General features: G+C 73.9%; 21 protein-coding genes. 4 read left to right on the top strand and 17 right to left on the bottom strand.

All coding sequences use genetic code 11. From position 1 onward, the window contains the following. Positions 1-80 precede the first annotated feature (80 nt). The 5 genes from AMK18_RS06670 to AMK18_RS06650 form a co-directional block, all read right to left on the bottom strand. Positions 81-1,205: an acyl-CoA dehydrogenase family protein gene (locus tag AMK18_RS06670; protein ID WP_073862024.1), complete on the bottom strand. Its 1,125-nt coding sequence runs from the start codon at positions 1,203-1,205 to the stop codon at positions 81-83. Next, complete coding sequence (locus AMK18_RS06665; RefSeq protein WP_073862023.1) at positions 1,202-2,389, bottom strand: acyl-CoA dehydrogenase family protein; 1,188 nt, start codon at positions 2,387-2,389, stop codon at positions 1,202-1,204. The genes AMK18_RS06670 and AMK18_RS06665 overlap by 4 nt, the downstream gene beginning before the upstream one ends. After that, on the bottom strand, positions 2,386-3,354 hold the full coding sequence (locus tag AMK18_RS06660; RefSeq protein WP_073862022.1) for an NADPH:quinone oxidoreductase family protein: 969 nt from the start codon (positions 3,352-3,354) through the stop codon (positions 2,386-2,388). The genes AMK18_RS06665 and AMK18_RS06660 overlap by 4 nt, the downstream gene beginning before the upstream one ends. Positions 3,355-3,530: 176 nt before the next feature. Further along, positions 3,531-6,194, bottom strand: a complete 2,664-nt coding sequence (locus AMK18_RS06655) for a beta-N-acetylglucosaminidase domain-containing protein (protein ID WP_073862021.1) — start codon at positions 6,192-6,194, stop codon at positions 3,531-3,533. A 142-nt stretch (positions 6,195-6,336) separates the two neighbouring features. Then, positions 6,337-7,068 carry a PIG-L deacetylase family protein gene (locus AMK18_RS06650; protein WP_018105044.1) on the bottom strand — a complete coding sequence of 244 codons (732 nt, stop codon included), beginning with the start codon at positions 7,066-7,068 and terminating at the stop codon, positions 6,337-6,339. Positions 7,069-7,206: 138 nt separating this feature from the next. Here AMK18_RS06650 and AMK18_RS06645 point away from each other — a divergent pair, with 138 nt between their 5' ends. Next, positions 7,207-7,779, top strand: a complete 573-nt coding sequence (locus tag AMK18_RS06645; protein WP_073862020.1) for a rhodanese-like domain-containing protein — start codon at positions 7,207-7,209, stop codon at positions 7,777-7,779. A 44-nt stretch (positions 7,780-7,823) separates the two neighbouring features. On the opposite strand, the gene AMK18_RS06640 is transcribed toward AMK18_RS06645, so the two are convergent. Continuing rightward, positions 7,824-9,119, bottom strand: coding sequence for an alpha/beta fold hydrolase (locus AMK18_RS06640; protein ID WP_073862019.1), 1,296 nt, complete (start codon positions 9,117-9,119; stop codon positions 7,824-7,826). A gap of 105 nt (positions 9,120-9,224) precedes the next feature. Here AMK18_RS06640 and AMK18_RS06635 point away from each other — a divergent pair, with 105 nt between their 5' ends. After that, entirely contained in the window at positions 9,225-10,388 is a 1,164-nt protein-coding gene (locus tag AMK18_RS06635) for an ABC transporter ATP-binding protein (RefSeq protein ID WP_018105047.1), read from the top strand. 22 nt (positions 10,389-10,410) lie between these two features. Here AMK18_RS06635 and AMK18_RS06630 read toward each other — a convergent pair whose 3' ends face one another. From AMK18_RS06630 to AMK18_RS06605, 6 genes are all read right to left on the bottom strand, one after another. Beyond that, the gene (locus AMK18_RS06630; RefSeq protein WP_073862018.1) at positions 10,411-11,559 is read right to left on the bottom strand and encodes a serine hydrolase domain-containing protein; all 1,149 of its coding nucleotides are present in this window, start codon (positions 11,557-11,559) and stop codon (positions 10,411-10,413) included. Positions 11,560-11,647: 88 nt separating this feature from the next. Continuing rightward, positions 11,648-12,619 carry an ABC transporter substrate-binding protein gene (locus AMK18_RS06625; RefSeq protein ID WP_073862017.1) on the bottom strand — a complete coding sequence of 324 codons (972 nt, stop codon included), beginning with the start codon at positions 12,617-12,619 and terminating at the stop codon, positions 11,648-11,650. After that, positions 12,616-13,302 (bottom strand): ABC transporter permease, encoded by a 687-nt coding sequence (locus AMK18_RS06620; RefSeq protein ID WP_073862016.1) that lies wholly within the window; start codon positions 13,300-13,302, stop codon positions 12,616-12,618. Before AMK18_RS06620 ends, AMK18_RS06625 begins: the two co-directional genes overlap by 4 nt. Further along, positions 13,299-13,976: an ABC transporter permease gene (locus AMK18_RS06615; RefSeq protein WP_018105051.1), complete on the bottom strand. Its 678-nt coding sequence runs from the start codon at positions 13,974-13,976 to the stop codon at positions 13,299-13,301. The genes AMK18_RS06620 and AMK18_RS06615 overlap by 4 nt, the downstream gene beginning before the upstream one ends. A gap of 72 nt (positions 13,977-14,048) precedes the next feature. After that, positions 14,049-14,750, bottom strand: coding sequence for an alpha/beta fold hydrolase (locus AMK18_RS06610; RefSeq protein WP_073862015.1), 702 nt, complete (start codon positions 14,748-14,750; stop codon positions 14,049-14,051). Between the two features lie 35 nt (positions 14,751-14,785). Then, positions 14,786-15,370 (bottom strand): PadR family transcriptional regulator, encoded by a 585-nt coding sequence (locus tag AMK18_RS06605; RefSeq protein ID WP_073862014.1) that lies wholly within the window; start codon positions 15,368-15,370, stop codon positions 14,786-14,788. A 70-nt stretch (positions 15,371-15,440) separates the two neighbouring features. Here AMK18_RS06605 and AMK18_RS06600 point away from each other — a divergent pair, with 70 nt between their 5' ends. Together AMK18_RS06600 and AMK18_RS06595 are read left to right on the top strand one after the other, a co-directional pair. Next, on the top strand, positions 15,441-15,833 hold the full coding sequence (locus tag AMK18_RS06600; RefSeq protein ID WP_073862306.1) for a nuclear transport factor 2 family protein: 393 nt from the start codon (positions 15,441-15,443) through the stop codon (positions 15,831-15,833). Between the two features lie 102 nt (positions 15,834-15,935). Next, positions 15,936-18,068: a SpoIIE family protein phosphatase gene (locus tag AMK18_RS06595; protein ID WP_073862013.1), complete on the top strand. Its 2,133-nt coding sequence runs from the start codon at positions 15,936-15,938 to the stop codon at positions 18,066-18,068. A gap of 21 nt (positions 18,069-18,089) precedes the next feature. On the opposite strand, the gene AMK18_RS06590 is transcribed toward AMK18_RS06595, so the two are convergent. From AMK18_RS06590 to AMK18_RS06570, 5 genes are read right to left on the bottom strand one after another with little or no spacing between them, the layout of a single operon-like run. After that, positions 18,090-19,583: an ABC transporter ATP-binding protein gene (locus AMK18_RS06590; protein WP_073862012.1), complete on the bottom strand. Its 1,494-nt coding sequence runs from the start codon at positions 19,581-19,583 to the stop codon at positions 18,090-18,092. After that, positions 19,580-20,452 carry an ABC transporter permease gene (locus AMK18_RS06585; RefSeq protein ID WP_073862011.1) on the bottom strand — a complete coding sequence of 291 codons (873 nt, stop codon included), beginning with the start codon at positions 20,450-20,452 and terminating at the stop codon, positions 19,580-19,582. The genes AMK18_RS06590 and AMK18_RS06585 overlap by 4 nt, the downstream gene beginning before the upstream one ends. Further along, entirely contained in the window at positions 20,452-21,405 is a 954-nt protein-coding gene (locus AMK18_RS06580; RefSeq protein ID WP_073862010.1) for an ABC transporter permease, read from the bottom strand. Before AMK18_RS06580 ends, AMK18_RS06585 begins: the two co-directional genes overlap by 1 nt. Beyond that, the gene (locus AMK18_RS06575; RefSeq protein ID WP_073862009.1) at positions 21,402-22,991 is read right to left on the bottom strand and encodes an ABC transporter substrate-binding protein; all 1,590 of its coding nucleotides are present in this window, start codon (positions 22,989-22,991) and stop codon (positions 21,402-21,404) included. Before AMK18_RS06575 ends, AMK18_RS06580 begins: the two co-directional genes overlap by 4 nt. After that, on the bottom strand, positions 22,991-23,806 hold the full coding sequence (locus AMK18_RS06570) for a class I SAM-dependent methyltransferase (protein ID WP_073862008.1): 816 nt from the start codon (positions 23,804-23,806) through the stop codon (positions 22,991-22,993). The genes AMK18_RS06575 and AMK18_RS06570 overlap by 1 nt, the downstream gene beginning before the upstream one ends. Between the last annotated feature and the right edge of the window lie 8 nt (positions 23,807-23,814).

Raw genomic sequence — 23,814 nt, 5'->3', positions numbered from 1 at the left:
TCGTGGCCACCGAACCGGGGAAGAGGCATCGATCGCCGCAGGGGGCGCGGGGGTGTTCCCGCGCCCCCTGCGGCGAAACCTCAGGGCGCCGGCAACTCCATGAGCGCGGCCACGGTGTCCCGGTGGCGTCCCGCCGTGCCGTACGCGGTGGCGTCGGCCTTGGCCCGCTTCAGGTAGAGGTGCGCGGGGTGCTCCCAGGTCATCCCGATCCCCCCGTGCAACTGCACGCACTCCTCGGCGGCGTGGACCGCGACCTTCGAGCAGTACGCCTGCGCGACGGCCACGGCCAACGGCGTGTCGGGGCTGCCGGTGGCGAGGGCGTCGGCGGCGTTTCGCGCGGCGGCCCGGGCCGAGACGACCTCCAGCCAGAGCTGCGCCATGCGGTGTTTGAGCGCCTGGAAGGAGCCGATGGGCCGGTTGAACTGGTGGCGCTCCCGGGTGTGTCGCACCGTCTCGGTGAGGCACCACTCGGCGAGTCCCAGCTGTTCGGAGGCGAGCAGTCCGGCCCCGGCCAGCAGCCCCCGGTCCACGGCGCGCGATCCGGCTCCGGCGTCCGCGAGGCGGGTTCCGGCGGCGCCGTCGAGCGTGACGGTGGCGAGCGGGCGGGTGAGGTCGAGCGCGACGAGCGGTTCGACGCGGACGCCGGGCGCGTCCGTGGCCACGGCGTACAGGCCGTCCGCGGTGGGCACCAGGAGCACATCGGCGGCGGCCGCGTCGGCGACCGGGCCGAGCGTGCCGTCCAGGGCGCCGCTCGCCACCGAGGCGCGCACGTCCGCCGAAGTGGCCGCGAACGGCACGGCCACCACCGCGACCTGGCGTCCCTCGGCGAGTCCGGCGAGGAGTTCCGCGGCCGGCCCGTCCTGCGCGCCGAGCGCCAGCAGCGTCTCGGTGGCGACGACGGAGCTGGTCAGGAACGGCGCGGGCGCGACGCTGCGGCCCAGCTCCTCCAGCACGACGGCGGCCTCGCGGTGGGTGGCGCTCTGGCCGCCCAGCTCCTCGGGCACCAGGAGTCCGGCGGCGCCGATGCCGGTGGCGAGGGCCTTCCACAGCTGCGGGTCGTACGGCGTGTCGGACTCGGTGCGCGCGATCACCGACGGCGCGTCGGCCCGGTCCGCCAGCAGGGAGCGGACGGCGGCGCGCAGGTCCTCCTCGGTCTCGGAGTAGAGGAGGTCGGGCGCCTGGCCTGCTTCGGTCCGTGCGGTCATCGGGAGAGGTCCTTCCAGGCGACGTCCTTGTCGTTGCGGGGCTCGGAGGGCAGACCGAGTACGCGCTCGGCGACGATGTTGAGCAGTACCTCGCTCGTACCGCCCTCGATGGAGTTGCCCTTGGAGCGGAGGTAGCGGTAGCCGGCGTCGCGGCCGGTGAAGTCGACCAGTTCGGGCCGCCGCATCGTCCAGTCGCTGTACAGCAGGCCCTCGTCGCCGAGGAGTTCCACTTCGAGGCCGCTGATCTCCTGGTTGAGCCGGGCGAAGGCGAGCTTCATGCCGGAGCCCTCGGGGCCGGGCTGCCCGGCGACGAGCTGCTGGCGCAGGCGCTCACCGGTGAGCCGGGCGACCTCCGCCTCGACCCACAGGGTGAGCAGGCGCTGATGCAGGTCGTGGGTGCGCAGTTCGGGCCGTTCGCGCCAGGTCCTGGCGACCGGGCCGATCATGCCGCCCTCGCGGGGGATGCGGGAGCCGCCGATGGAGACGCGCTCGTTCATGAGGGTGGTCTGGGCGACCTTCCAGCCCTCGCCGACGGGCCCGAGCCGGTGGCTGTCGGGGATGCGCACTCCGGTGAGGAAGACCTCGTTGAACTCGGCCTCACCGGTGATCTGACGGAGCGGACGGACCTCGACGCCGGGGTCGGTCATGTCGCAGATGAAGTAGCTGATGCCGCGGTGCTTGGGCAGGTCGGGGTCGGTGCGGGCGATGAGGATCGCCCAGCGCGCCAGGTGGGCGCTGGAGGTCCACACCTTCTGTCCGTCGACCACCCAGTCCTCGCCGTCGCGCACCGCGCGCGTACCGAGGGCGGCGAGGTCGGAACCGGCGCCGGGTTCGCTGAAGAGCTGGCACCAGACCTCCTCCCCCACCCACAGGGGTCGCAGGAACCGCTGCTTCTGCTCGTCGGTGCCGAAGCCGAGGATGGTCGGGGCTGCCATGCCGAGGCCGATGCCGATGCGGCGCGGGTCGTTGTCGGGGGCGTGCGCGGCGGCGAGTTCGGCGTCGACCACGGGCTGGAGGGAGCGCGGTGCGTCCAGTCCGCCGAGCCCGGCCGGGTAGTGCACCCAGGCGAGTCCGGCGTCGAAGCGCGCCTTGAGGAAGTCGGTGCGCCCGGTGGTCGCCGGGGGGTGGGCGGCGAGCAGTTCGCGCGTGCGGCGGCGCAGTTCGGCGGCGTCGGGTGCGGTCATCGGGCGGCTCCTGACGGGAGGACGACGATGCGGCCGGTGCTGGTGCCGTCGGCGACGCGCTGGACGGCGGCGGCCGCCTCGCCCATCGCGACCCGCTCGCTGATCAGCGGCTTGATGACGCCTTCGGCGGCGAGCCGCGTCAGCTCCCGGTGGCAGTCGCGTACGGCCTGCGGGTCCTTGGTGTTGTAGAGGCCCCAGTGGAGGCCGAGGACCGAGTAGTTCTTGACGAGGGCGTGGTTGAGCGCGGGGGTGGGGATCGTGCCGGAGGCGAAGCCGACGACGACGATGCGGCCCTCGAAGGCGATGCACTTCACGGACTTGGCGTACGCGTCCCCGCCGACCGGGTCGTAGACGACGTCGGCGCCCCGGCCGCCGGTGAACTCCTTGACCGCAGCGACGATGTCCTCGGTGCGCCGGTCGATGACCAGGTCGCAGCCGAGCGCGGCGGCGGCCTTCGCCTTCTCCGGTCCGCCGACGACGCCGATGACGGTGGCACCGGCGGCCTTGCCGAGCTGGACGGCGGCGCTCCCGACCCCGCCGGCGGCGGCGTGCACGAGCAGGGTCTCCCCCGCCTTCAGGTGGGCGCGCCGGTGCAGCCCGAACCAGCCGGTCTGGTAGCCGATGTGCAGGGCCGCGGCCTCCGCGTCGTCCAGGGATTCCGGGGCGTCCAGCAGGGCCGCCTCGTCGGCGACGACGTACTCGGCGAGGCCGCCGTGCGGCAGGGCGGGGGTGGCGAGCACCCGGCGCCCGTCCTCGGTGCGGCCGCAGATCTCGACGCCCGGGGTGAACGGCAGCGGGGGCCGCACCTGGTACTGGCCGCGGCAGAGCAGCGCGTCGGGGAAGTTGATGTTCGCCGCGAGCACCTCGACCAGCACCTGCCCGTCGCCGGGCACCGGCCGGTCCGTCTCCTCCAGCCGCATCACCTCGCTCGGCTCGCCGTTCCGGTGCACTCGCCATGCCTGCATGAGGGGCCTCCACAACACTGTCGGCATTACCACTGCTCCGGCGCATACTAAGCGGTCGCTTGCCTCCGTGGGAACAACCTGCGGGACAACCTTCGGAACAACGGTCCCGGACACGCCCGTGCGCCCGGCCCTCCACGCGGAACGCGGAGCGCCGGGCGCACGACCGTACGCGAGGGCTACTCGCCCACGACCACCTCGGCGACCTGGGGCGCGGCCGGTCCGGCCCGCCAGGCCAGCCGCACGGCGTCGGCGGTGCGTCCGGCGGCGTCGATGGCGGTGTAGGCGCCGTGCAGCGCGCCCACCGTGTGCCAGGTGCCGTCCGCCGTACGCAGCTGGACGTCGGCGGTGCCCTCGGCGCCGGACGGCCGCAGCACCGTCACCGAGCCGACCGGCCGCGCGGCGCCGAGGTCCACCTCCAGCGCGTCACCCTTCACGGCCGCCCGCGCGCCCTTGTACACGGTGCCCGGGTCGCCGTCGGCCGCCGCGCGCAGCGAGGAGCCGGTGGCGGCGGTCGGGTTCCCGGCGACCGTGCCGTCCGTGGTCGCGACCTGGAACGCGCGGACGACGACCCAGCTGCTCTGCCCGGCGGTGGCCCGGGCCCGCACATAGCGCGCCTTCGTCCCGGCCGGCGGGGCCGCCGTGACGTCGGGCTTCCCGGAGAAGTCCGCGAGCTTCTGCCAGCTCTTGCCGTCCTCCGAGTATTCGAGGACGCCCTCGTGGAGGTAGTCATCGGCGCTGCCCGGCTTGGCCATGGCGAGCGTGACGGAGCCGATGGCCCGGGACGCGCCGAGGTCCACGGTCAGCTGGTCCCCGGCGGCGGGCGCCCCGTCGCTCCAGAAGTACGTGGAGTCGTCGCCGTCGAGCATCCGGCCGACGGTGTTGTCCTGGTACGTGCCCAGGCTCGTCGAGGCCGTCGGCCTGCCGCTCACACCGAGCAGGCGGTCGTACGCGGCGGTGGCGGCGTCGGTGAACCCGTCCAGCTGTCCGTCACCGACCAGCACCGGTACCTTGCGCCCGTCGAGCCCGGTGTACGTGAACGAGGCGGCGCGCTCCACCTGCGCGGGCAGCTGCTGCCGGAGCTCCCATGCCCTGGCGCCCGCCCCGGCGCGGGCGGCCTCGACCATGCGAAGGGCCGTGCGCGCGGCGGTCGCCCAGGACTCGGTGGCGTCCAGCCAGGGGCCGGAGTCCGCGAGAAAGCCCCGGTCGGGCAGGGCCGCGCGCAGCCGGGCGGGGGCCGCGCCCAGCGAGGCGAGGACGGAGTCGAGCCGCCTCGCGTCCCCGGTCTCCCAATAGCGGGCGAAGGCGGCGGACAGCTCGGGCGCCTTCGCGGTGTTGAGCGCGGAGCTGTAGTTGACGTCCGCGAAGGCCCGCAGCGCCTTCGCGGTCCGGGCGTCGCCGCCCGCGTACTCCTCGATGCCCTTGCCCCAGGACGCGCGCGGGTCGTAGGCGGCGTCGTTCCAGGCGTAGTCGGCGACGGTGTACAGCGAGAGCTTCGACGCGTACGACTGGATCATCGGGTTCGCGGTGATGCCGGCGAGCCGCCCGGGCAGCCCCTTCTCGCGGCCGTTGAACGGGCCGAGCAGAAGCCGGTTGGTCGCGTAGTCGTTGACCGGGTAGTTGTCCCAGGTCAGGATCGGGTGGCCGAACACCTTACGGGCGGCGTCCGCCTGAGCCACCGTCATGGTGGGGGCGACGACCCCGACTCCGGTCCATTCGACCAGCACATCGGGGTCGAGCTGTTCGGACAGAGCCGTCTTGTACGCCGACGAGCTGACGTTGTAGTACTCGGTGGGGACCATCTGGAGCGGCTGGGCACCGGGGTGGGTGGCGATGAACTCCTGGTTGACCCGGTTGAGCAGATGGGCCTGGGCGGCGCCCGCCGCGCCGCCGCCGGTCCCCCACTTCGCCTTGTCGGCGTCGCAGTTCCAGTCGGTGTAGCTGATGTCGTCCAGCGGGACCGCGAAGGTGCGGACGCCGATGTCCCACATCGTCTGGAACTTGTCGATGAGCGCCTGCACGTCCGCGTCGGAGCTGTAGCAGACCGAGAGACCGGGCGAGAGGGCGTAGGTGAACTCGACGTGCCGCACGGCCGCCCGGTCGGCGAGGTCCTTGATCTGCGCCAGCCGGTCGGCGGGGTAGGGGTCGCGCCACTTGGCCCGGAGGTAGTCGTCGTCCTTGGGCGAGTACACGTAGATGTTCATCTTGTGCTCGCCGTAGTAGTCGAGCTGGTCGAGGCGGGCCTCGTGCGACCACGGGGTGCCGTAGAAACCCTCGATGACCCCACGCAGCGCGGTGCCGGGCCAGTCGCGCACGGCGAGTCCCGCGACCTTGCCGCCCGGGTGGCCCCGGTGCGGCAGGACCTGGCGCAGAGTCTGCGCGGCGTAGTAGGTGCCGGTGGTGTCCTTGCCGGCGAGGACGATCCGGCCGGCGCCGATCCCGAGGACGTAGCCCTCGGCGGGCAGTCCGGCGGGCCCGTCGAGCTTCTGCGGGGCGAGGGCGGCGGCGTCACCGGCGTACACCGTGAGCCTGCCGGGGACGGGGTGCTCCGCGCGGACGACGTGCTGGGCGCCCGCCTCGCGCAGGACCGTCTCCACCACGTCGAGCGTGGACCCGTCGGCGGTCTCGCCCGCGACCAGGGTGACGGTGGGGGTGACGGTCACCCGGTCGGGGCGGGGCTCGGCGGACTGCGGGGTCGGGGTGATCGAGGGCGTGTCCCGGGCCGTGGCTGGTGCGGGCGGGGTTCCGGCCGCCCGGGCGGATGGTCCGGCGGCCAGCATGCCGCCTACGAGCAGGGCCGCGGCGGCGGTGAGAGCGGTGATGCGGGGTGGGCGAGGCGTCACAGATCCTCCATTGGTCACTCAGGACACCAAAATCGCGCAACACAACGTCACCGAATGCAACATCCTGGCGCTTACATGTCAATGGTCTGGACAACATCAACGCGCCGACCTGCGGTTTTACGGCCACCCGCCCCCTGTGCGGCTACCGGGCGAAGAGCTCGAACGGGACGGCCGGACGCCCGCCGAAGCGGTCGGCGGCGGCCTCGGCGTTGCCGGTGAGGAAGGAGCGGCAGTAGGTCTCGGGGTCCTCGTCCGTGAGGACTTCGATGTACGTGCGGTGGGCCAGGAGGGACTGCACCGACCGTTCCAGACCGGCGGTCGCGTCCACCGCGTGGGTGGGAGTGGACGAGCCCGCCACGGCCACCCAGCGCACGCCGTCCCACGGTTCGAGGCCCTGCTCCCCCAGCTCCGGGAAGATCCAGCGGTTGCCCGCGTCGCCCGCCGCGTCGAGCGTGGCGCGGCCGACGGCGCGGTGGTCCGGCGTGTTCCACGCGACCCCGCCCCAGGTGTCACGGTGGTTGAGCGTGATCACCAGCTCGGGGCGGTACCGGCGGATGGCGGCCGCGATGTCCCGGCGGAGCGGGACGCCGTACTCGATCACCCCGTCACGGTGGTCCAGGAACTCGACGCGGGAGACACCGACGGCCGCCGCGCTCGCCCGCTGCTCCCGCTCGCGCAGCGGCCCGCACTCCTCCGGTTCGAGGGTGTCGATCCCGGCCTCGCCCCTGGTCGCGAGCAGATACGTGACCTCGCGTCCGGCGTCGGTCCAGCCGGCCACCGCTGCCGCGCAGCCGTACTCCAGGTCGTCGGGGTGTGCGACCACGGCGAGCGCGCGCCGCCAGTCCTCGGGCATGGGCTTCAGCTGCTCGGTCATATCCGCAGGCTAACCGGCAAGGCGGGGGGTGAGACCCGTGACACGAACGGCCTTGATACCCAGGGGGGTATCCTGGGCCGTCCGGGGCAGGAGAGCGAGACCTGTCCCGTACCCCGGTGAACGAAAGGAACACAGCTCGTGACCAGCCTCGTATCCCTCTCCCCCGCCCAGGCGGCCGCCCGCCTCACGGAGTTCACCGTGATCGACGTACGCGCACCCGGCGAGTACGCGGCGGGGCATGTGCCGGGGGCGGTGAACATACCGCTCGACCGGCTCGACGAGGCGCTGCCCGCGCTCAAGTCCGCGTCCGCCCGCGGCGCGCTGCTCATGGTCTGCGCCTCGGGCAACCGCTCGACGCGCGCCTGCGACCTCCTGTCGGCGGCCGACATCGAGGCGGCGACGCTCACCGGCGGCACCTCCGCCTGGGAGAGCGAGGGCCACGGCCTGGAGCGCCCGGAGGGCGCGCGGGCCACCTGGCCGATGGAGCGCCAGGTCCGGCTGGCGGCCGGCTCGCTCGTGGTGGCCGGGCTGCTGGCGGGGATCCGGTATCCGGCCGCGCGCTGGCTGTCCGCCGGTGTCGGCTCCGGTCTCGTCTTCTCCGCCGTCACCGACACCTGCGGGATGGCGGCGGTCCTGTCGAAGCTTCCGCACAACCGCGCGCCGCGCTCGGCGCCGAGCCTGAACGCGACGCTGGACGCCCTCCAGGGCTGAGACCTCGCGGGGCCGGTCCCGTACGACCGGCCCCGCGCTGTACGTCAGACCTCGTCGCGGACCAGCGCGAGCAGCCGGTCCAGCACACGGGGCCCGCCGGCGCGCAGCCCGTCGTGCTCGAACTCGTCGGTCACCCAGGTGCGCAGCCCCCGGATCGCGGCGGCGGTGCGCAGCGCGTGGGCGGTGTCCACGTACATGTCGTCGTGGTAGACGGCGGCGGCCACCGGGACCTCGTTGGCGGCCAGGCGCTCGGGGTCGTACAGCGGCTCCCAGTCGGTGCGGGCGGCGAGGAGCTCGGCCGTCTCGCGCAGCGGGCGCAGCGCGGGGTCCACCTCGAAGTGCCAGGGGTGGATGGACTCGCCCGTGAACAGGACCGGTCCGTCGCCCGCGAGGGCCGTCGCGGCGTCGAACTGCGGGAACTCGGCGCGCACCCGCTCGGCGGCCCAGTCCGTGGGGCGCCCGCCCTGACCGTAGATGGCCTCGTGCATGAGGGCGTACAGGGGGTGTCCCGCGAAGGAGGTCGCGGCGCGCATCGCCTCCTGGAAGGTGTCGGAGAGCTCGGTGCCGTGCGGGGTGCGGACGAAGGCGTTCTCCAGGAGGTAGTGCAGCTGGTGGCTGCCGCTGCCGCCGCCGAGCATGATGCCGAGGGACTGGAAGCCCTCGGGCGTCAGCCGGTGCCCGGCGCTCTCGGGGCGGTGCTCCGCGAGGTGAGCGGTGATCTCCCGGGCCCGTTCGACGTCCTGCGGGTAGCGGGCGTAGTGCGCGGCGACCTTGCGCTCGATGCGGGGGTACGCGGCCCGGTAGACGTCGTCCGCGTGGGCGTCGAGGGAGGGCAGACCGCCGGTGATCAGGACGGTGCTCAGTCCCTCGGGGGCGGCGGAGAGGTAGCGGACGGCGCAGAAGCCGCCGAAGGACTGGCCGAGTACGGTCCAGGGCGCGCCGCCCGTCAGCTGCGGGCGGATGAACTCGCAGTCGCGGACGATGGTGTCCGCCCGGAAGTGCGCGAGGTAGTCGGCCTGCTCGCGCGGCCCGCCCCGCAGCGGGAGGGTCTGCCGGTTGGCCGGGGTGGACAGCCCGGTGCCGCGCTGGTCGAGCAGGAGCACCCGGAATTCGCGCACGGCCCGCCCGAGCCAGGCCTCCGCGCCGGTGAAGCGCCGGGCGCCGAAGCCGGGACCGCCCTCCAGATACAGCAGCCAGGGCAGCTCCTGGCCGGCCTTTGAGGCGGCCACGATCTCCCGGCCGAAGACCTCGATCTGCTCACCGCCGGGGTCGGCGTGGTCGAGCGGGACGGTGAAGCGGTGGTCGGTGAGGACGAGGCCGGGCTGCCGGTAGCTGTTCAAGGGTGCTCCTGGATCGGACGGTTCCCGGACAGTTCAGCACACGGGTGTGCCCCGGACGGTCGCGGCCCGTGTGCGGCCGGGGCGCCGGGCTCCTACCGTGCTCTCATGATCCGGTTCGAACAGGTCGGCAAGGTCTATCCGGACGGCACGACCGCGGTCGACGCGCTGTCCTTCGAGGTCGCCGAGGGAGAACTGGTCACCCTGGTGGGCCCTTCGGGCTGCGGCAAGACGACCACGATGATGATGGTGAACCGGCTGATCGAGCCCACCTCGGGCCGCATCCTGGTGGACGGCCGGGACATCGCGAGGACCGACCCGGTGAAGCTGCGCCGCGGCATCGGTTACGTCATCCAGCAGGTGGGGCTCTTCCCGCACCGCACGGTCCTCGACAACACGGCGACCGTGCCGGCCCTGGTGGGCTGGAAGCGGTCCAGGGCGCGGGAGCGGGCGGCCGAACTGCTCGATCTGGTGGGCCTGGACCCGTCGGTGTACGGCTCCCGCTACCCCGCGCAGCTCTCCGGCGGCCAGCGCCAGCGCGTCGGCGTGGCGCGGGCCCTCGCGGCCGACCCGCCGGTGCTCCTGATGGACGAGCCGTTCGGGGCGGTGGACCCGGTGGTGCGCGAGCGGCTGCAGAACGAATTCCTCAAGCTCCAGTCGAGGGTGAGGAAGACGGTTCTGATGGTCACCCACGACATCGAGGAGGCGGTGCGGATGGGTGACCGGATCGCGGTGTACGGGGAGGGGCGCATCGAGCAGTTCGACACGCCGGGCGCGGTGCTCGGCTCGCCCGCGACCCCGTATGTGGCGGAGTTCGTCGGCGCGGACCGGGGGCTGAAGCGGTTGTCGGTCACCGCGATCGAGCCGGACGACCTGGAACAGCCGCCGCTGGCCCGGCTGGACGAGCCGGCGGGGGCGGCGGCTGCCCGGCTCGGCGCGGCGGGCGCGCGTTGGGCGGTCGTGCTGAACGAGGCGGGCGAGCTGCACGGCTGGGTGTCGGCGGACGCGCTGCGGATCGCCGGGGACCAGGGCACGGTGGGTGAGCTGGCCCGCCGGATGGACGCGTGGGTGCCGGTGGGCGCGCCGCTGAAGCGGGCGTTCAGCGAGATGCTTCAGCGGGACGCGGGGTGGATCGCGGTGCTGGACGGGGCGCGGTTCCTCGGTGTGCTGACCCCGGCGAAGCTCCATGAGGCCCTGCGGCGTTCGGTGGACGCGGACGCGCAGGGCGTGGGGCGCGACGAGGTGCGGTTCGACTCGGTGGCGGACGCCTGAGGGGGCGCGCTCCGGTGGGCGGTCAGGCGTCCGCCGCGTACTGCCAGAAGTCGCGCATCAGCCGCGGCGGGGTGGGGCCGGTCATCTCCACCTGGCTGAGCATGATCGCGGCCGTGCCGGTGGCGGGGACGATGTGCGCCGTGGTGCCGGTGCCGCCGACCCAGCCGTAGCGCCCCGGCACGTTCCACGGGGCGCTTCTGTCGACGTCGACCGAGCCGCCGTAGCCCCAGCCCTGCCCCTCGGTGAACAGCCCGCTGGCCTCGCGCTGTGCGGGGGTCAGGTGGTCCGTCGTCATCTGCCGTACGGACGCGGCCGTCAGGAGGCGCCGGCCGTCCACGGTGCCCTCGCCGAGCAGCATGCGGGCGAAGACGTACAGGTCGTCCACGGTGGAGACCAGTCCGCCGGCCCCGGACGCGAAGTCCGGCATGCCGCTCCACTGCCCGTCCGGGGTGTCGACCAGCACCAGCCCGCCGTCCGCGCCCGGCCGGTACAGAGTGGTGAAGCGGCCCTGCTTCTCCGCCGGGACCGTGAAGCCGGTGTCGCTCATGCCGAGCGGGGCGAAGATCCGCTCGGCGAGGAACTCCGGCAGCGGCTGCCCGGCGACCCGGGCGATGAGCACGCCCAGGATGTCGGAGCAGGTGTTGTACAGCCACGCGCTGCCCGGCTGGGCCAGCAGCGGGATGCGCGAGAGCGTGTCCATCCAGGCGTCCGGGGGGACGACGTCGCGCGGCAGCGGCGAGCCCTGCTTCAGGTCGCTGAACAGGAGGCGGGCGGCGGGCAGCGAGAAGTCGGACGGGAATCCGTAGCCCGCGCGCGAGGTCATGAGGTCGAGCAGGGTGAGGGGGCGGGACGCCGGGACCACGTCGTCCACCGGGCCGTCCGGGGTGCGGACCACGACGGGCGCCGCCAGCTCGGGCAGCCAGCGCGCGACCAGGTCGTCCGGCGCGATCCGTCCGTCCTCGATCAGCAGCATGGCCGCGGCGGCGACGACCGGTTTGGTGAGGGAGGCGATCCTGAAGACCGAGTCCCGGGCCATCGGGGCGCCGTCGTCCGTACCGGCGCTGCCCACGGCCACCGCCTCGACGCGCCCGTCGCGCGCCACCAGGGCCACGGCGCCCGGGATTGATCCGTCGTGGACGTGCTTCTCGATCACTTCGCGCAGGGTGCTCATCGCTCCGCCTTGTCCGGGGGTGTTCCGAAAGACTGACTGGTGCGGCGGCGCGGACTCATCGGCCTGCGCGCGGCTCCTTCACGCGCGCTCACCCCTTCGCGCCGGGAATGAGGTGTTCGGAGCGCAGATAGGCGCGGGCCACGTCCTCGGGGAGTCGTCGCCAGCTGTCGACCTGTTCGTTGAGCCGGGCCAGGTCCGCGGTGGTCAGTACGGTGTTCAGCTTGCCCAGGGCCTTGCGCACCCCCGGGCCGCCCGCGCGGGCCCGGTTGACGACGGGGACGAGGTAGTCGGCGTTCTGGAGGTGCTTGTCGTCGGCGAGCAGGACGAGCCCGAAGTCGTCCAGGGTGGCGTCGGTGGTGGTGGTCAGCACCATCTGGTCGCGGCCGCTCTGCACGGCCTGCTTGGCCTGCGTGGTGCCGACGCCCTTGGGGTCGACGGCGGTGATGTCGATGCCGTACGTCTTCTTCAGCCCGGGAGCGCAGTACGGGCGCTGGACGCACTCGTCGCCGGCCGCGAGGCGGACCGGGAGGCCGGAGCGGCCGAGGTCGCTGAGCGTCTTGAGGTGGTGCTTCCGGGCGTAGGCGGCGGTGACGGCGAACGCGTTCTGGTCGACGGCCTTGCCGGGGTCGAGGACGGTGAGCCCGCGCGGTGCGGCGAGGGCGCGCAGGGCCTTCATCGTCGCGTCGAGGTCGGGTGAGCCGACGGGGGCGGCGTCGGCGCCGTGCTCCTTGGCGTTGAGCCAGTCGGCGAAGGTGGCCGCGTATTCGGGGACGACGTCGATCTGGCCGTTCTCCAGGGCGGGTTCGTAGATCTCCCGGTTGGTGACGGAAATGATCTTGGTGGAGTATCCGGCGCGGTCCAGCAGCAGGGCGTACATCTGGGCGAGGAGGTCGCTCTCGGTGAACCCGGCGGAGCCGATGGTCAGGTGCTTGCTGTCGCCGGGCGGGGCGGTGACGGCGCCCTGGTTCTCCAGCGTGGGTCCGCCGGTGCAGGCGGTGGCCGCCAGCAGCAGGAGCGCGGCGAGCGGGCGGACGGCCCGGACTCGGGGTCCGGCCCTCACGCGGTCGCCTCCGCCACGCGCAGCCCGAACCGGCGCGGCGCGAACCGCTGGGCCGCCTCGAAGACACCCTCCACGACCAGGGCGAACGCGGCGACCAGGACCGCTCCGGCGACCACCTGCGGGGTGGAGGCGAGGTTGAAGCCCGCGGTGATGATGCGGCCGAGCCCTCCGCCGCCCGCGAGGGCCGCGATGGTGGCCGTGGCGACGAGCTGGACGGCGGCGATGCGCACCCCGGTGAGGATGAGGGGCAGGGCGAGCGGCACCTCGACCTGGAGGAGCAGCTGGCGGCCCGTCATGCCCATGCCCCGGGCGGCCCGGACGACGTCCCGGTCGACCTCGCGCATCCCGACGTACGCGTTGGTGAGGAGCGGGGGCACGGCGAACAGGACGAGCGCGACGACCGTCGGGCCCTCGCCCCAGCGGCCGACCGGGGTGAGCAGGAGCAGCACCAGGACGGCGAAGGTGGGTACGGCGCGCCCGACGTTGGAGATGTTGACGGCGAGCGCGCCGCCCCGGCCGAGGTGGCCGAGGAGCAGGGCGACGGGCAGCGCGATGAGGCAGCTGATCAGCAGGCAGACGACGGTGAGGTAGAGGTGCTGGCCGAGGCGGGCCCAGATGCCGTCCTGGCCGTGCCAGTGGGCGGAGGTGGTGAGCCAGGACCAGGCGTCCGTCAGGGTGTTCACGACCGGCTCCTCGTCCAGGGGGTGAGCAGGCGTTGCAGCAGCAGGAGGAGCAGGTCTGCGGCGACGGCGATGACGACGCACAGGACGGACGCGGTGAGCACCTGGGCCTTGAAGTAGGTGTTCATCCCGGCGTAGATGAGGTTGCCGAGTCCTCCGTAGCCGACGATCGCGCCGATGGTGACCAGGGAGACCGCGGAGACGGTGGCGATGCGCAGCCCGGCCATCGCGGCGGGCAGGGCGAGCGGCAGCTCCACCGCGACCAGCAGCCGCACGGGGCCGTAGCCCATGCCCCGAGCGGCCTGCCTGGTGTCCTCGGGTACGGCGCGCAGCCCGGCGAGGATGTTGCGTACGAGCAGGGTCAGCGAGTACAGGACGAGTCCCGCGACGACGAGCGAGGCGGAGAGCCCGTACACCGGCAGCAGCAGCGAGAACATGGCGAGCGACGGGATGGTGTACAGGATCGTCGTCACGCCGAGGACGGGACCGGCGGCCCAGCGCCAACGCCGTGCGGCGAGGGCGAGCGGCAGGGCGAGGGCGAGGCCGATGAGCACGGCGACCGCGGTCAGCTGGACGTGTTGCAGCGCGGCTTCCCAGAGGATGTGGCGGCGGCTGCTGAGGTAGGCGCCGCAGACCCACTCGTTGCGCGCGAGGCAGTCGTCGGGGGGCGCGGTCACCCGTCCATTGCAGCCCGCACGGCCCGGGCGCGCGCGTCCGGGTCGTCCGATCGGGCCACCGGGCCGCCGGGCTCAGGAAGCGGAGGCGGCCTTGTCGAGGATGGCGGCCAGTTCGTCCGGGCGGGAGAACATCGGCCAGTGGCCGGTGTCCATGGTGACCAGCTCCCACCGCTCGCTCGTCAGCAGCCGGGCCACGTCCTCGCCCGGTTCCGGTCCGTCGAGGAGGCACTTGATGTAGGTCGCCGGGAGCTCACCGAGCGGGCGGTCCAGGACGGCCGGGTCGGCGAGGGCGGCTCCGGGGTGGGGCGTCGCGCCCTTCCGGAACCGTGCGATCTGCTCGCCGGTCAGCTCCTGGCCCCCGAACTCATCGGCCTCCGGTACGGCCCAGAGGCCGCCGTTCGCGTCCAGCTGCTCCTGGAGCGCGGCGGGCCCCTGCCACCACGCGGAGACGAACGACTCGCCGTCGGCCGGGACGCAGGCGTCCACGAAGACGACACGGGCCAGGCGGTCGCCCAGGCGCTCGGCGGCCTGGCCCACGGGGATGCCCGCGTAGCTGTGGCCGACCAGGACGACGTCGCGCAGGCCCAGCCGGTCCGCCTCCCCGAGGATGTCGGCCACATGGGTCTGCCGGCCGACCGGCCGATCCCGCCTCCCGCCGAGCCCGGACAGGGTCAGCGGGTGGACGCCGTGTCCGGCCGCGCGCAGCCCCGGCACCACCTCGTCCCACGCCGTCCCGTCCAGCCAGGCGCCTGCCACCAGTACGAAATCAGTCATGCCGGGGACCCTAGCGGAGGGGTACGACAACGCCGTCAGCCCGCGTCCGCGCCGCCCATCGCCCCTGCTGCGGAACGGAGTTCCAGGATCTCCAGGACCCGCCCGCCCCAGCGCAGGTTCTCCTCCTCGAAGGACCGGCCGCGCATCAGCGTCAGATAGGGGCCCACGCGGTCGGTGTCCGCGAGGAACGCCGCCTCGTCGCGGCCGTCGAGCAGGCGCAGGCGCAGGCGTTCGTAGCGGGCGAGCTTGGCGCGCGCCCACTCCATGCGCTCCTCGACCGAAGCGCGTACCGTCCCGGCGTCGCCGATGTCCACGGCCTGGATCATCACGAGCAGTTCGTCCCGGATGGCCGTGGGCCGGGGCGCCTCGGCGGTGAACGCGCCGAGCGCGTCGCGGCCGGCCGGTGTCAGTGTGAAGAGCCGCTTGTTGGGCCGGCGCACCTGCTCGACCACACGCGCCTCGATCAGGCCGTCCTCGGCGAGCCGGTCCAGTTCCCGGTAGAGCTGTTGCGGGGTGGCCGACCAGAAGTTCGCCACCGAGACGTCGAAGACCTTCGCCAGGTCGTACCCGGACGCCTCGCCTTCGAGCAGGGCTGCCAGGACCGCGTACTTGAGGGACATCTGGACACGCTAGCACCCATGTGATTAATGTCGATCGCACCTATTCAACAAATTGACTATGGAGACCTGGATGCTCGCGTTCCGCAAGGCGGTCGAGGCGCACGATCTGGCGGCGGTGGAGGCCGCGCTGGCCGAGGACGTCGTCTTCACCAGCCCGGTGGCGTTCAAGCCCTACCCGGGGAAGCCGGTCACGGCTGCGATCCTGCGGGCCGTCTCGGAGGTGTTCGGGGACTTCCGCTACGTACGGGAGATGGCGAGCCCGGACGGGCGCGACCACGCGCTCGTCTTCACCGCGAAGGTCGGCGACCGGGAGATCACCGGCTGCGACTTCCTGCACCTGAACGAGGAAGGCCTGATCGACGACCTCATGGTGATGGTCCGCCCCCTGTCGGCCGCACAGGCGCTGGCCGCGGAGATGGGGGCGCGGTTCGAGCAGATCAGCCGGGAGGCGGCGGCGGGCTGACCGGCCGCGCACGCACCGACTCGTCCGGGCGGGCACCGGGAAGCGCGTCACGGTGGGCGCCATCGCGGTGTCCACCGCGAGACGTGGGCGTATTGTCCGTTTATGGGCAATGTGGGATCCGTCGTGGACTCGGCGGAGGAGCGGCTGGACGCGACGGTGGCCTGTGCCGTGCGCGAGACGGGCGCCGCCGTGGCCATGCTCTATCTGCTGCCGCCCGGTGAATCCACGCTCCGGCTCGCCGTGCTCGCCGGGATTCCGGCGGAGATCGCCGATCCCTGGCTGCGGGTGCCGTTGTCCGCGCCCATACCGGTGTCCGACGCGGTGAAGGACCGGCACCTGGTGTGGCTCGGCAGCCAGGAGGAGCTGGCCCGGCGCTATCCGCGCCCCGCGCTCGTCCTGCCGTACCGCTTCGCGCTCGCCGCCGCGCCCCTGGTCGGCGGAACGGAGGCGCTGGGCGGTCTCGTGCTGCTGTGGCCCGGCTCGCACCCGGCGCAGCTGACGCCGCAGGAGCGCGCGGCGGTCCACGACTGCTGCGGCGAGGCCGCGCGGGTGCTGCACGAAGCGCGGGAGCGGGGCCACCCGGTGAGCGCGGGCCGGGGACCACGGGTGCTGCCCCCGGTCACCGCTCCGCCGCCCGCGCACACCGAGGCGGTCGCCGCGGCGGACTTCGTGGGCCGCCTGCCGGGCGGCTGCTGCACCCTCGACATGCACGGGAGGATCACCTTTCTCACGGAGACCGGCGCCGAACTGGTCGGGGGACGCGTCGAGGACCTGGTGGGGACGCTGCCGTGGGAGTCACTGCGCTGGATGGCCGATCCGGTGTTCGAGGACCAGTACCGGGGCGCGATGATCAGCCGGGAGCCCATGTCCTTCGTGGCCCTGCGGCCACCGGACCAGTGGCTGTCGTTCCGCCTCTACCCGGACGCGTCCGGGATCAGCGTGTACATCACCCCGGTCACCGATCCGCACGCCTCGGCGCTCCCCACCGCCACAGGCGCCGCCTCTTCGCCGAGCGCCCCGGGACGCGCCGTCGCGCTCTACCACCTGATGCACCTGGCCGCGACGCTCACGGAGGCCGTGGGCATCCAGGACGTGGTGGAGCTGATCGCCGAGCAACTGGTGCCCGCCTTCCGCATCCAGGCGCTCGCCGTGCTGACCGTGGCGGAGGGGCGGCTGCGCATCGAGGGGCACCGGGGCTTCGGTGACGAGCTGATGGAGTGCTTCGAGGGCGCGCCGCTGACCTCCGGCGCCCCTGTCGCGCGGGTGCTGAGCACCGGTGTGCCCGCCTTCTACCGGACCTTCGACGAGTTCCGGCGCGCCTTCGAGCCCGCTTCGCTCCAGGAGGGCCTGGCCGCGTGGGCCTTCCTGCCGCTCTTCGCGTCCGGGCGCCCAGTCGGCACGATGGTGTTCGGATACGACCGCACGCGCTCCTTCGAGCCGGAGGAACGGGCCCTGCTCACCTCGATCGCCGGGCTCATCGCCCAGGCCCTGGACCGGGCCCGCCTGTACGACACGAAGGAGCGACTGGCCCACAGCCTCCAGGCCCATCTGCTCCCCCACACGCTGCCCCGGATCGACGGGCTCGACGTGGCCGCACGCTATCTGCCCGCCACCCGGGGCATGGGCATCGGCGGCGACTTCTACGACGTCATCCCGCTCGACGCCACCACCGCGGCCGCGGCCATCGGCGACGTACAGGGCCACAACGTGACGGCCGCCGCCCTGATGGGGCAGGTACGCACGGCGGTGCACGCCTCGGCCGGGGCGCCGCCCGCCGAGGTCCTGGCGCGCACCAACCGGCTGCTCTCCGACCTCGACGCCGACCTGTTCACCAGCTGCCTCTACGTCCATCTGGACCTGGCGGGCCACCGCGCCCTGCTGGCCACGGCGGGCCACCCGCCGCCGCTGCTGCGCCATCCCGGCGGAGACACGGAGGTGCTGCGGCTGCCGCCCGGTCTGCTGCTCGGCGTCGACCGGGAGGCCCGTTACCCGACGACCGAGATCCCGCTGCCGCCGGGTGCCGCGCTCGCGCTGTACACGGACGGGCTCGTGGAGGTGCCGGGCACCGATCCCGACCGGTCGACGGCGGCGCTCGCCGACCAGTTCAGCCGGAGCACCGGCCGCCCGATGGAGGCCGTGGCCGACAGCCTCGTCCGGTACGCGAAGGACGTCACGCCGGGCAGCGACGACATCGCGCTGCTCCTGATCGAGGCGCTGAAGGACGGGGACGGCTGAAAGGCGCACCCCGGTCGCTCCTCAGCCCGCCGCCGCGAACGACCGGTCCGCCGCCACGAGTTCCCTGGTGCACGCGTGCTCCGGCGCGCCCAGCACCCGCTCCGCCGCCCCCGCCTCCACGACCCGGCCGTCGTCCATCACCGCGATCCGGTCCGCCCGGGCGGCGGTCGCCAGGTCGTGGGTGATCAGGACCAGCGCGTCGGTGTGCCCCGAGCGCAGCAGCCCGCCGAGCAGGCCGAGCACCGCGTCCCGGGTCAGCGGATCGAGGCCGGAGGTGATCTCGTCGCACACCAGGACCCGGGGGCGGGCGAGGACGGCGCGGGCCAGTGCCGCGCGCTGGAGTTCGCCGCCGGAGAGGTGGGCGGGCAGGCGCGCCGCCTTCGCCTCCGGGAGCCCGAGGTCGCCCAGCAGCGCCAGCGCCTCGCGCCTCGCCCCGGCCGGGACCGCACCTCGCAGGCGTACCGCCGTCCGCGCGACCTGGTCGAGCACGGGGCGGTACGCGTCGAAGGCCGCCTTGGCGTCCTGGAACACGTACTGCACACCGGCCACCTGACTCCGGGAACGCTCGCGCAGCCCGGCCGGCAAGGACCGGCCGTCGAGGAGCACGTCCCCGCCGAGGCGGGGGTGCAGGCCGCTCAGGCAGCGGGCCAGGGTGGTCTTGCCGCTTCCGGACCGGCCCACGACGGCGAGGCATTCACCGGCACGGACAGTCAGCGACACGCGGTCGAGCACGGGCGTCCGGCCGTGACGCGCGACGAGGGAGCGCACGTCGAGCACCACGCCCTCCCGCTCCGCACCGCCCAGCGGGGCCCGGGCGGGCGCGTCCGCCGGAGCCGCGTCCCGTACCCGTCCGTCGTGCAGGACCACCACCTCGTCGGCCAGCGCCCGGACGACGTCCATGTCATGACTGAGCAGGAGTACGGCGATCCCCTGCCGGGCCACATCGGCGAGGAGGTCGACGATCCCGCGCTTCGTCAGTGGGTCCTGACCGGTGGTCGGCTCGTCCGCGACGACGGCCCGCGCGCCGAGCAGCAGCACCTGGGCAAGCACGACGCGCTGCTGCTGGCCGCCGGAGAGCTGGTGCGGGAAGCGGCGCAGCAAACGTCCGTCGGCGGGCAGCCGGACGCGGGCGAGGGCGTTGAGCACGCGTTCCCGCGCCGCCGCCCGGCGCCCCGGCCGGGGCAGGTGCCGGACCCGGTCGCGGGCGATGTCCATGAGCAACGCGCCGATGCGGCGCGCCGGGTTGAGCACGGCGGCCGGGTGCTGCGGTACGTAGCCGATGAGGCCCTGCGGGACCCGTACGCTGCCGGTCACCCGTGCTCCGGGCGGGTACTCGCCGAGCAGGGCGAGCCCGGTGGTCGTCTTGCCGCTGCCCGACCCGCCGGTCAGCGCGGTGATCCGGCCGGGCCGCAGGCGGAGATCCACCCCGTCGAGCACGGCGCGCCCGCCGACCTCCACCCGCAGCCCCTGGATCACGGCGACCGGCTCGCGCGCGGCGGTGCGTACAGGTGTCATCGGTTCTTCCCCGTGCGGTGCGGGCGGGTGAGCGCGGCGTCGGCGAGCAGGTTGCCGCCCATGGTGAGGGCGACGATCAGCAGGGCGGGCACCACCGTCGCCCACGGCTGCACGGACAGGCCGGTGCGGTTGCGGTCCACCATGACGGCCCAGTCGGCCGCGTCCGGGGCCACGCCCACGCCGAGGAAGGCGGCGGTGGCCACGAGGTAGACCGCGCCGGTGAGGCGGACGCCGACGTCCGCGGCGAGGGTGCGGCCGATGGCCCGCCCTACGTAGCCGAGGGCCAGGCGCGCCCAGCTCTCGCCCTGCATACGCAGCGCCTCGACGGCGGGGCGCGCGGCGGCCTCCGCTCCGGCGGCCCGGACGATCCGTGCCGAGTCCGGGATGCCGACGAATGCGACGACGGCCGCGAGCCCGGCCGGGCCCGGCCGCACGACGGCGGCCACCAGCAGGACGGCGAGGAGGGACGGCACGGAGAGCAGGACGTCCAGGGGGCGCATCAGCACCTCCTCCAGCCAGGCCCGCCGGGTGAGGGCGCAGACGAAACCGACGGGCAGCGCCACCGCGTAGGTCAGGGCCGTCGCGGCGACGGCGACGAGGACGACGGACCGGCCGCCGAGCAGGATCTCCCGCAGCACGTCGCGGCCGGTGAAGTCGGTGCCGAGCGGGTGGCCGGCCCCGGTGGTCAGCGAGGTGCCGCGCGGTCCCGCCTCACCGGCGAACAGCGGCCCGGCCAGGGCGATCAGGAGCGGCACTCCGAGGACGAGGAGACCGGGGACGAGCCGTGCTGCGCCCGGGGTGCGTGGGTACGGACGGCCGACGACGATGCGTTTCAGCCCGCGCCGGGAGCGGGCCACCGCGACGGCCATCATGCGGCGACCTCCGTCCGGGGCGCGAGGCGGTGGGTGACCAGGTCGGCGCCCAGGTTGAGCAGGACGGTGACGAGGCCGAACACCACCGCGAGCCCCTGCACCGTGGGCAGGTCGCGCTCCGCGACCGCGTTCATGAGGACGGTGCCGAGCCCGGGGACCACGAACAGGGCCTCCACGACAACCACCCCGCACAGCAGCCAGTCGACCGTGCGGGCGAGTTGCTGGGCGGCCGGGGTGAGCGCGTTGGGGAGGGCGTGCGCATAGCGGACCCGGGCGCGGGAGAGGCCGCAGCGGCGGGCCTGCGCCACGTACGGGGAGGCCAGCGCGTCGAGCATGCCCGCGCGGACGAGCCGGGCGAGCGAGCAGACCGGGCGCGCGAGCAGGACCAGGACGGGCAGGACGAGCGCGGCGGGGTGGGAGGAGAGCTCGGTGCCGTACCCCACCGCGGTCGGCGGGAACCAGCCGAGCCGCAGGGCGAAGACGGTGACCAGCAGGGCTCCCAGGGCGAATTCGGGGACGGCGTAGAGGGCGAGCAGCACCGCGCTGATGGTCCGGTCCACCGCGCCTCCCTCGCGCCGGGCCGCCAGCACCCCGAGGCCGATTCCGGCCGGGACCAGCAGCAGGACCGTCGGTACGGCGAGCAGCAGGGTGGGGCCGATGCCGTCGGCGAGCGCGGCGGCGACCGGCCGCCCGGAGGTCAGCGAGGTGCCGAGGTCGCCGTGGAGCAGCCCGGCCGTCCAGTCGAGGAGGCGTTCGTGGGCGGGCCGGTCCAGCCGCATCGCCGTACGGACGGCTTCGATGCGTTCGGGGTCGGGCTGGTCGCCTGCGAGGGCGACGGCGGCGTCGCCGGGCAGGGCCTCGGTGGCGGCGAAGACGAGCAGGACCACGGCGGCGGTCTGCGCGCCGCCGAGCAGCAGCCGTCGCGCCACCCGGTGTCCGGTCGCGCTCACGCCAGCCACACCTTGTCGAAGCGGGCCCAGTCCAGGGTGTTGGCGGGGGCCTGGTGCTCGATGCCCCGGACGTTGCGGGCGGTGCCGAGTATCCAGTCGGCGAAGCCCCAGATGAGGAACGGCCCCTCGGTGTACAGGCGGCGCTGCATGCGGGCGTAGACGTCGGCGCGCTGCTTCGGGTCCTTCGTGGACTGGGCCTGCCGGTACAGGGCGTCGAAGTCCTGGTGGCGCCAGTGGGTGGCGTTGGTGGTCGAGTCGGTGAGCAGGCGCTGCGACAGGTGCGACTCGATGGGCATCGCCCCGGAGCGGTAGCAGCACAGGGTGCCGGCGTCGAGGATGTCCTTCCAGTACGTGTCCTTGCTGCCGGTCTGTACGCGGACGGTGATGCCCGCCTTCGCGGCCTGGTCGCGGAAGACGGCGGCGGCCTCGGTGAAGCCGGTGGCGACCGGTGAGGTGTCGAGGGTGATCCGCAGATCGTCGGCGCCCGCCTCCTTCAGCAGCCGCCGGGCGCGGCCGAGGTCCTGCTCGCGCTGCGGGAGGCCGTCCGCGTAGTACTCGTACCCCTTGCCGAAGAGGTCGTTGCCGGTCTCACCGGCTCCGGAGAGGGCGCTGCGTACGAGCTCCGCGCGGTCGGCGACGAGGAACAGCGCCTGGCGGACGCGGCGGTCGTCGAAGGGCGGCCGGTCGGACTTCATGGCGAAGGACTGCATGGCGCTGTTGCGGAGCCGCACGATGGTCACGCGCCCGCCGTGCTCGTGGGCGCGGGCGGTGGCGGGGTTCAGCTCGTGGGCGTACTCCACCTGACCGCCGAGCAGGGCGTTGACGCGCGCGGACTCCTCGTCGGCGACGACGAACTCCAGTTCGTCCAGATGCGGCGCGCCCTCCCAGTAGGCGTCGTTGCGGCGCAGGAGGGTGGAGCGCCCCGGTGCGAAGGAGACGAGGCGGAAGGGTCCGCTGCCGACGGGTGCGTGGTCGAAGTCGCCCTCGCGCGCCGACGCCGGGATGATGTAGGCGCCGAACGCGGCCATGACGTTGGGGAATTCGGCGGTCGGGCGCTTGAGGACGAACTCCACGGTCCGCTCGTCCAGGGCCCGGCTGGCCGCCAGGTCGATCGGTTCGAGCGAGGCCCTGGCCCGGAAGGCGCGCTTCGGGTCGGCGATCCGCCGGTAGCTGTGCAGGACGTCGGCGGCGGTCACGGGCTTCCCGTCGTGGAAGACGGCGGAGCGCAGGGAGACCTTCCACCGCTTCAGAGTGGTGTCCGGTTCCCAGGAGGCGGCGAGGCGGGGCTGTGCGGAGAGGTCGGCGCCGTAGTCGGCGAGCTTGTCGTACAAGGCCTTGGCGCGGGCCGCGTCGGCGAACAGGTTGCTGAGGTGCGGGTCGAGGGTCTCGCTCGCCCCTCCTCCGGCGAAGGCGGCCCTCAGGCGTCCGCCGCGTTTCGGGGTGCCTGCTTCCTGCTTGGCGTCGGAGTTGGCGGGGGCGGGGGTGCCCGCGCATCCCGAGAGGGCGAGGGCTCCGGCGGCTCCGGCGGCTCCCGAGGCGATCAGGAAGCCTCGGCGGTGCAGGCCGGGGAAGTGGTCGTCGTGCATCACGGTCGTCCTTGCTGTGCGGTGGGTATCGGGGCCCGGCGACGGGCGATGAGGTGGAGGCGGTCACCGGTCGTGGTGCCCGCGGGGAAGGCGCCCTCGCGCCAGGCGGGTTCGGTGCGCGGTCCCGGCCCGTCGTGCAGGGCCAGCACCTCGAATCCGGCCCCGGTCACGGTGCGGTGCAGCTCGTCGGGCAGCAGCAGCCGCCAGGCGGAGCGCTGTTCGACCGGGGGCGAGCCGTCGTCCGTGGTCCAGGTGCGGGAGCGGTGCAGGAGGCGTCCGGCGGCATCCACGCGGAGCCGGGTGACGGAGCGGTAGGTGACGCCCTCGTGGGTGAACGCGTGGGCGGCGGGGGCGCCGTCGCGGTGGGCGCGGCCCAGGAAGTAGGCGCCGTTGCGCATCTCCGCGACGAGCAGGCCGCCCGGGGCGAGCGTCCGGTGGCAGGAGGCGAGGCATCCGGCGAGTTCCGCGTCGGTCCGGCAGTAGAGCAGCGCGCTGTCCAGGCAGACCACGGCGTCGAAGCTCCCCGCCCCCAGGTCGAAGCGGCGCAGGTCCGCCCGGAGGTAGCGGGGGCCAGGGTGGTGCCGGGCGGCGTACCGGAGCATGGCGTCGGAGAGGTCCGCGCCCGTCACCGTGCGGCCGGCCTCCTGCAGGTGGGCGGCGTCGCGGCCGGTGCCGCAGCCGATGTCCAGGACGCGGTCGCCGGACCCGTGGGCGCGCAGGCACTCCTCGGTCCAGCGTCCGGCGAGCCGTTCGGCGTCGGGGAAGCGCGTCTCGTACAGGGCGGGGCTGTCGGTGAGCAGGTTCCTGTCGTTCATCGCGGCCC

The sequence above is a fragment of the Streptomyces sp. CB01249 genome, from assembly GCF_001905735.1.
GTDB lineage: Bacteria > Actinomycetota > Actinomycetes > Streptomycetales > Streptomycetaceae > Streptomyces.
This window is presented reverse-complemented; position numbering and strand designations above follow the sequence as displayed.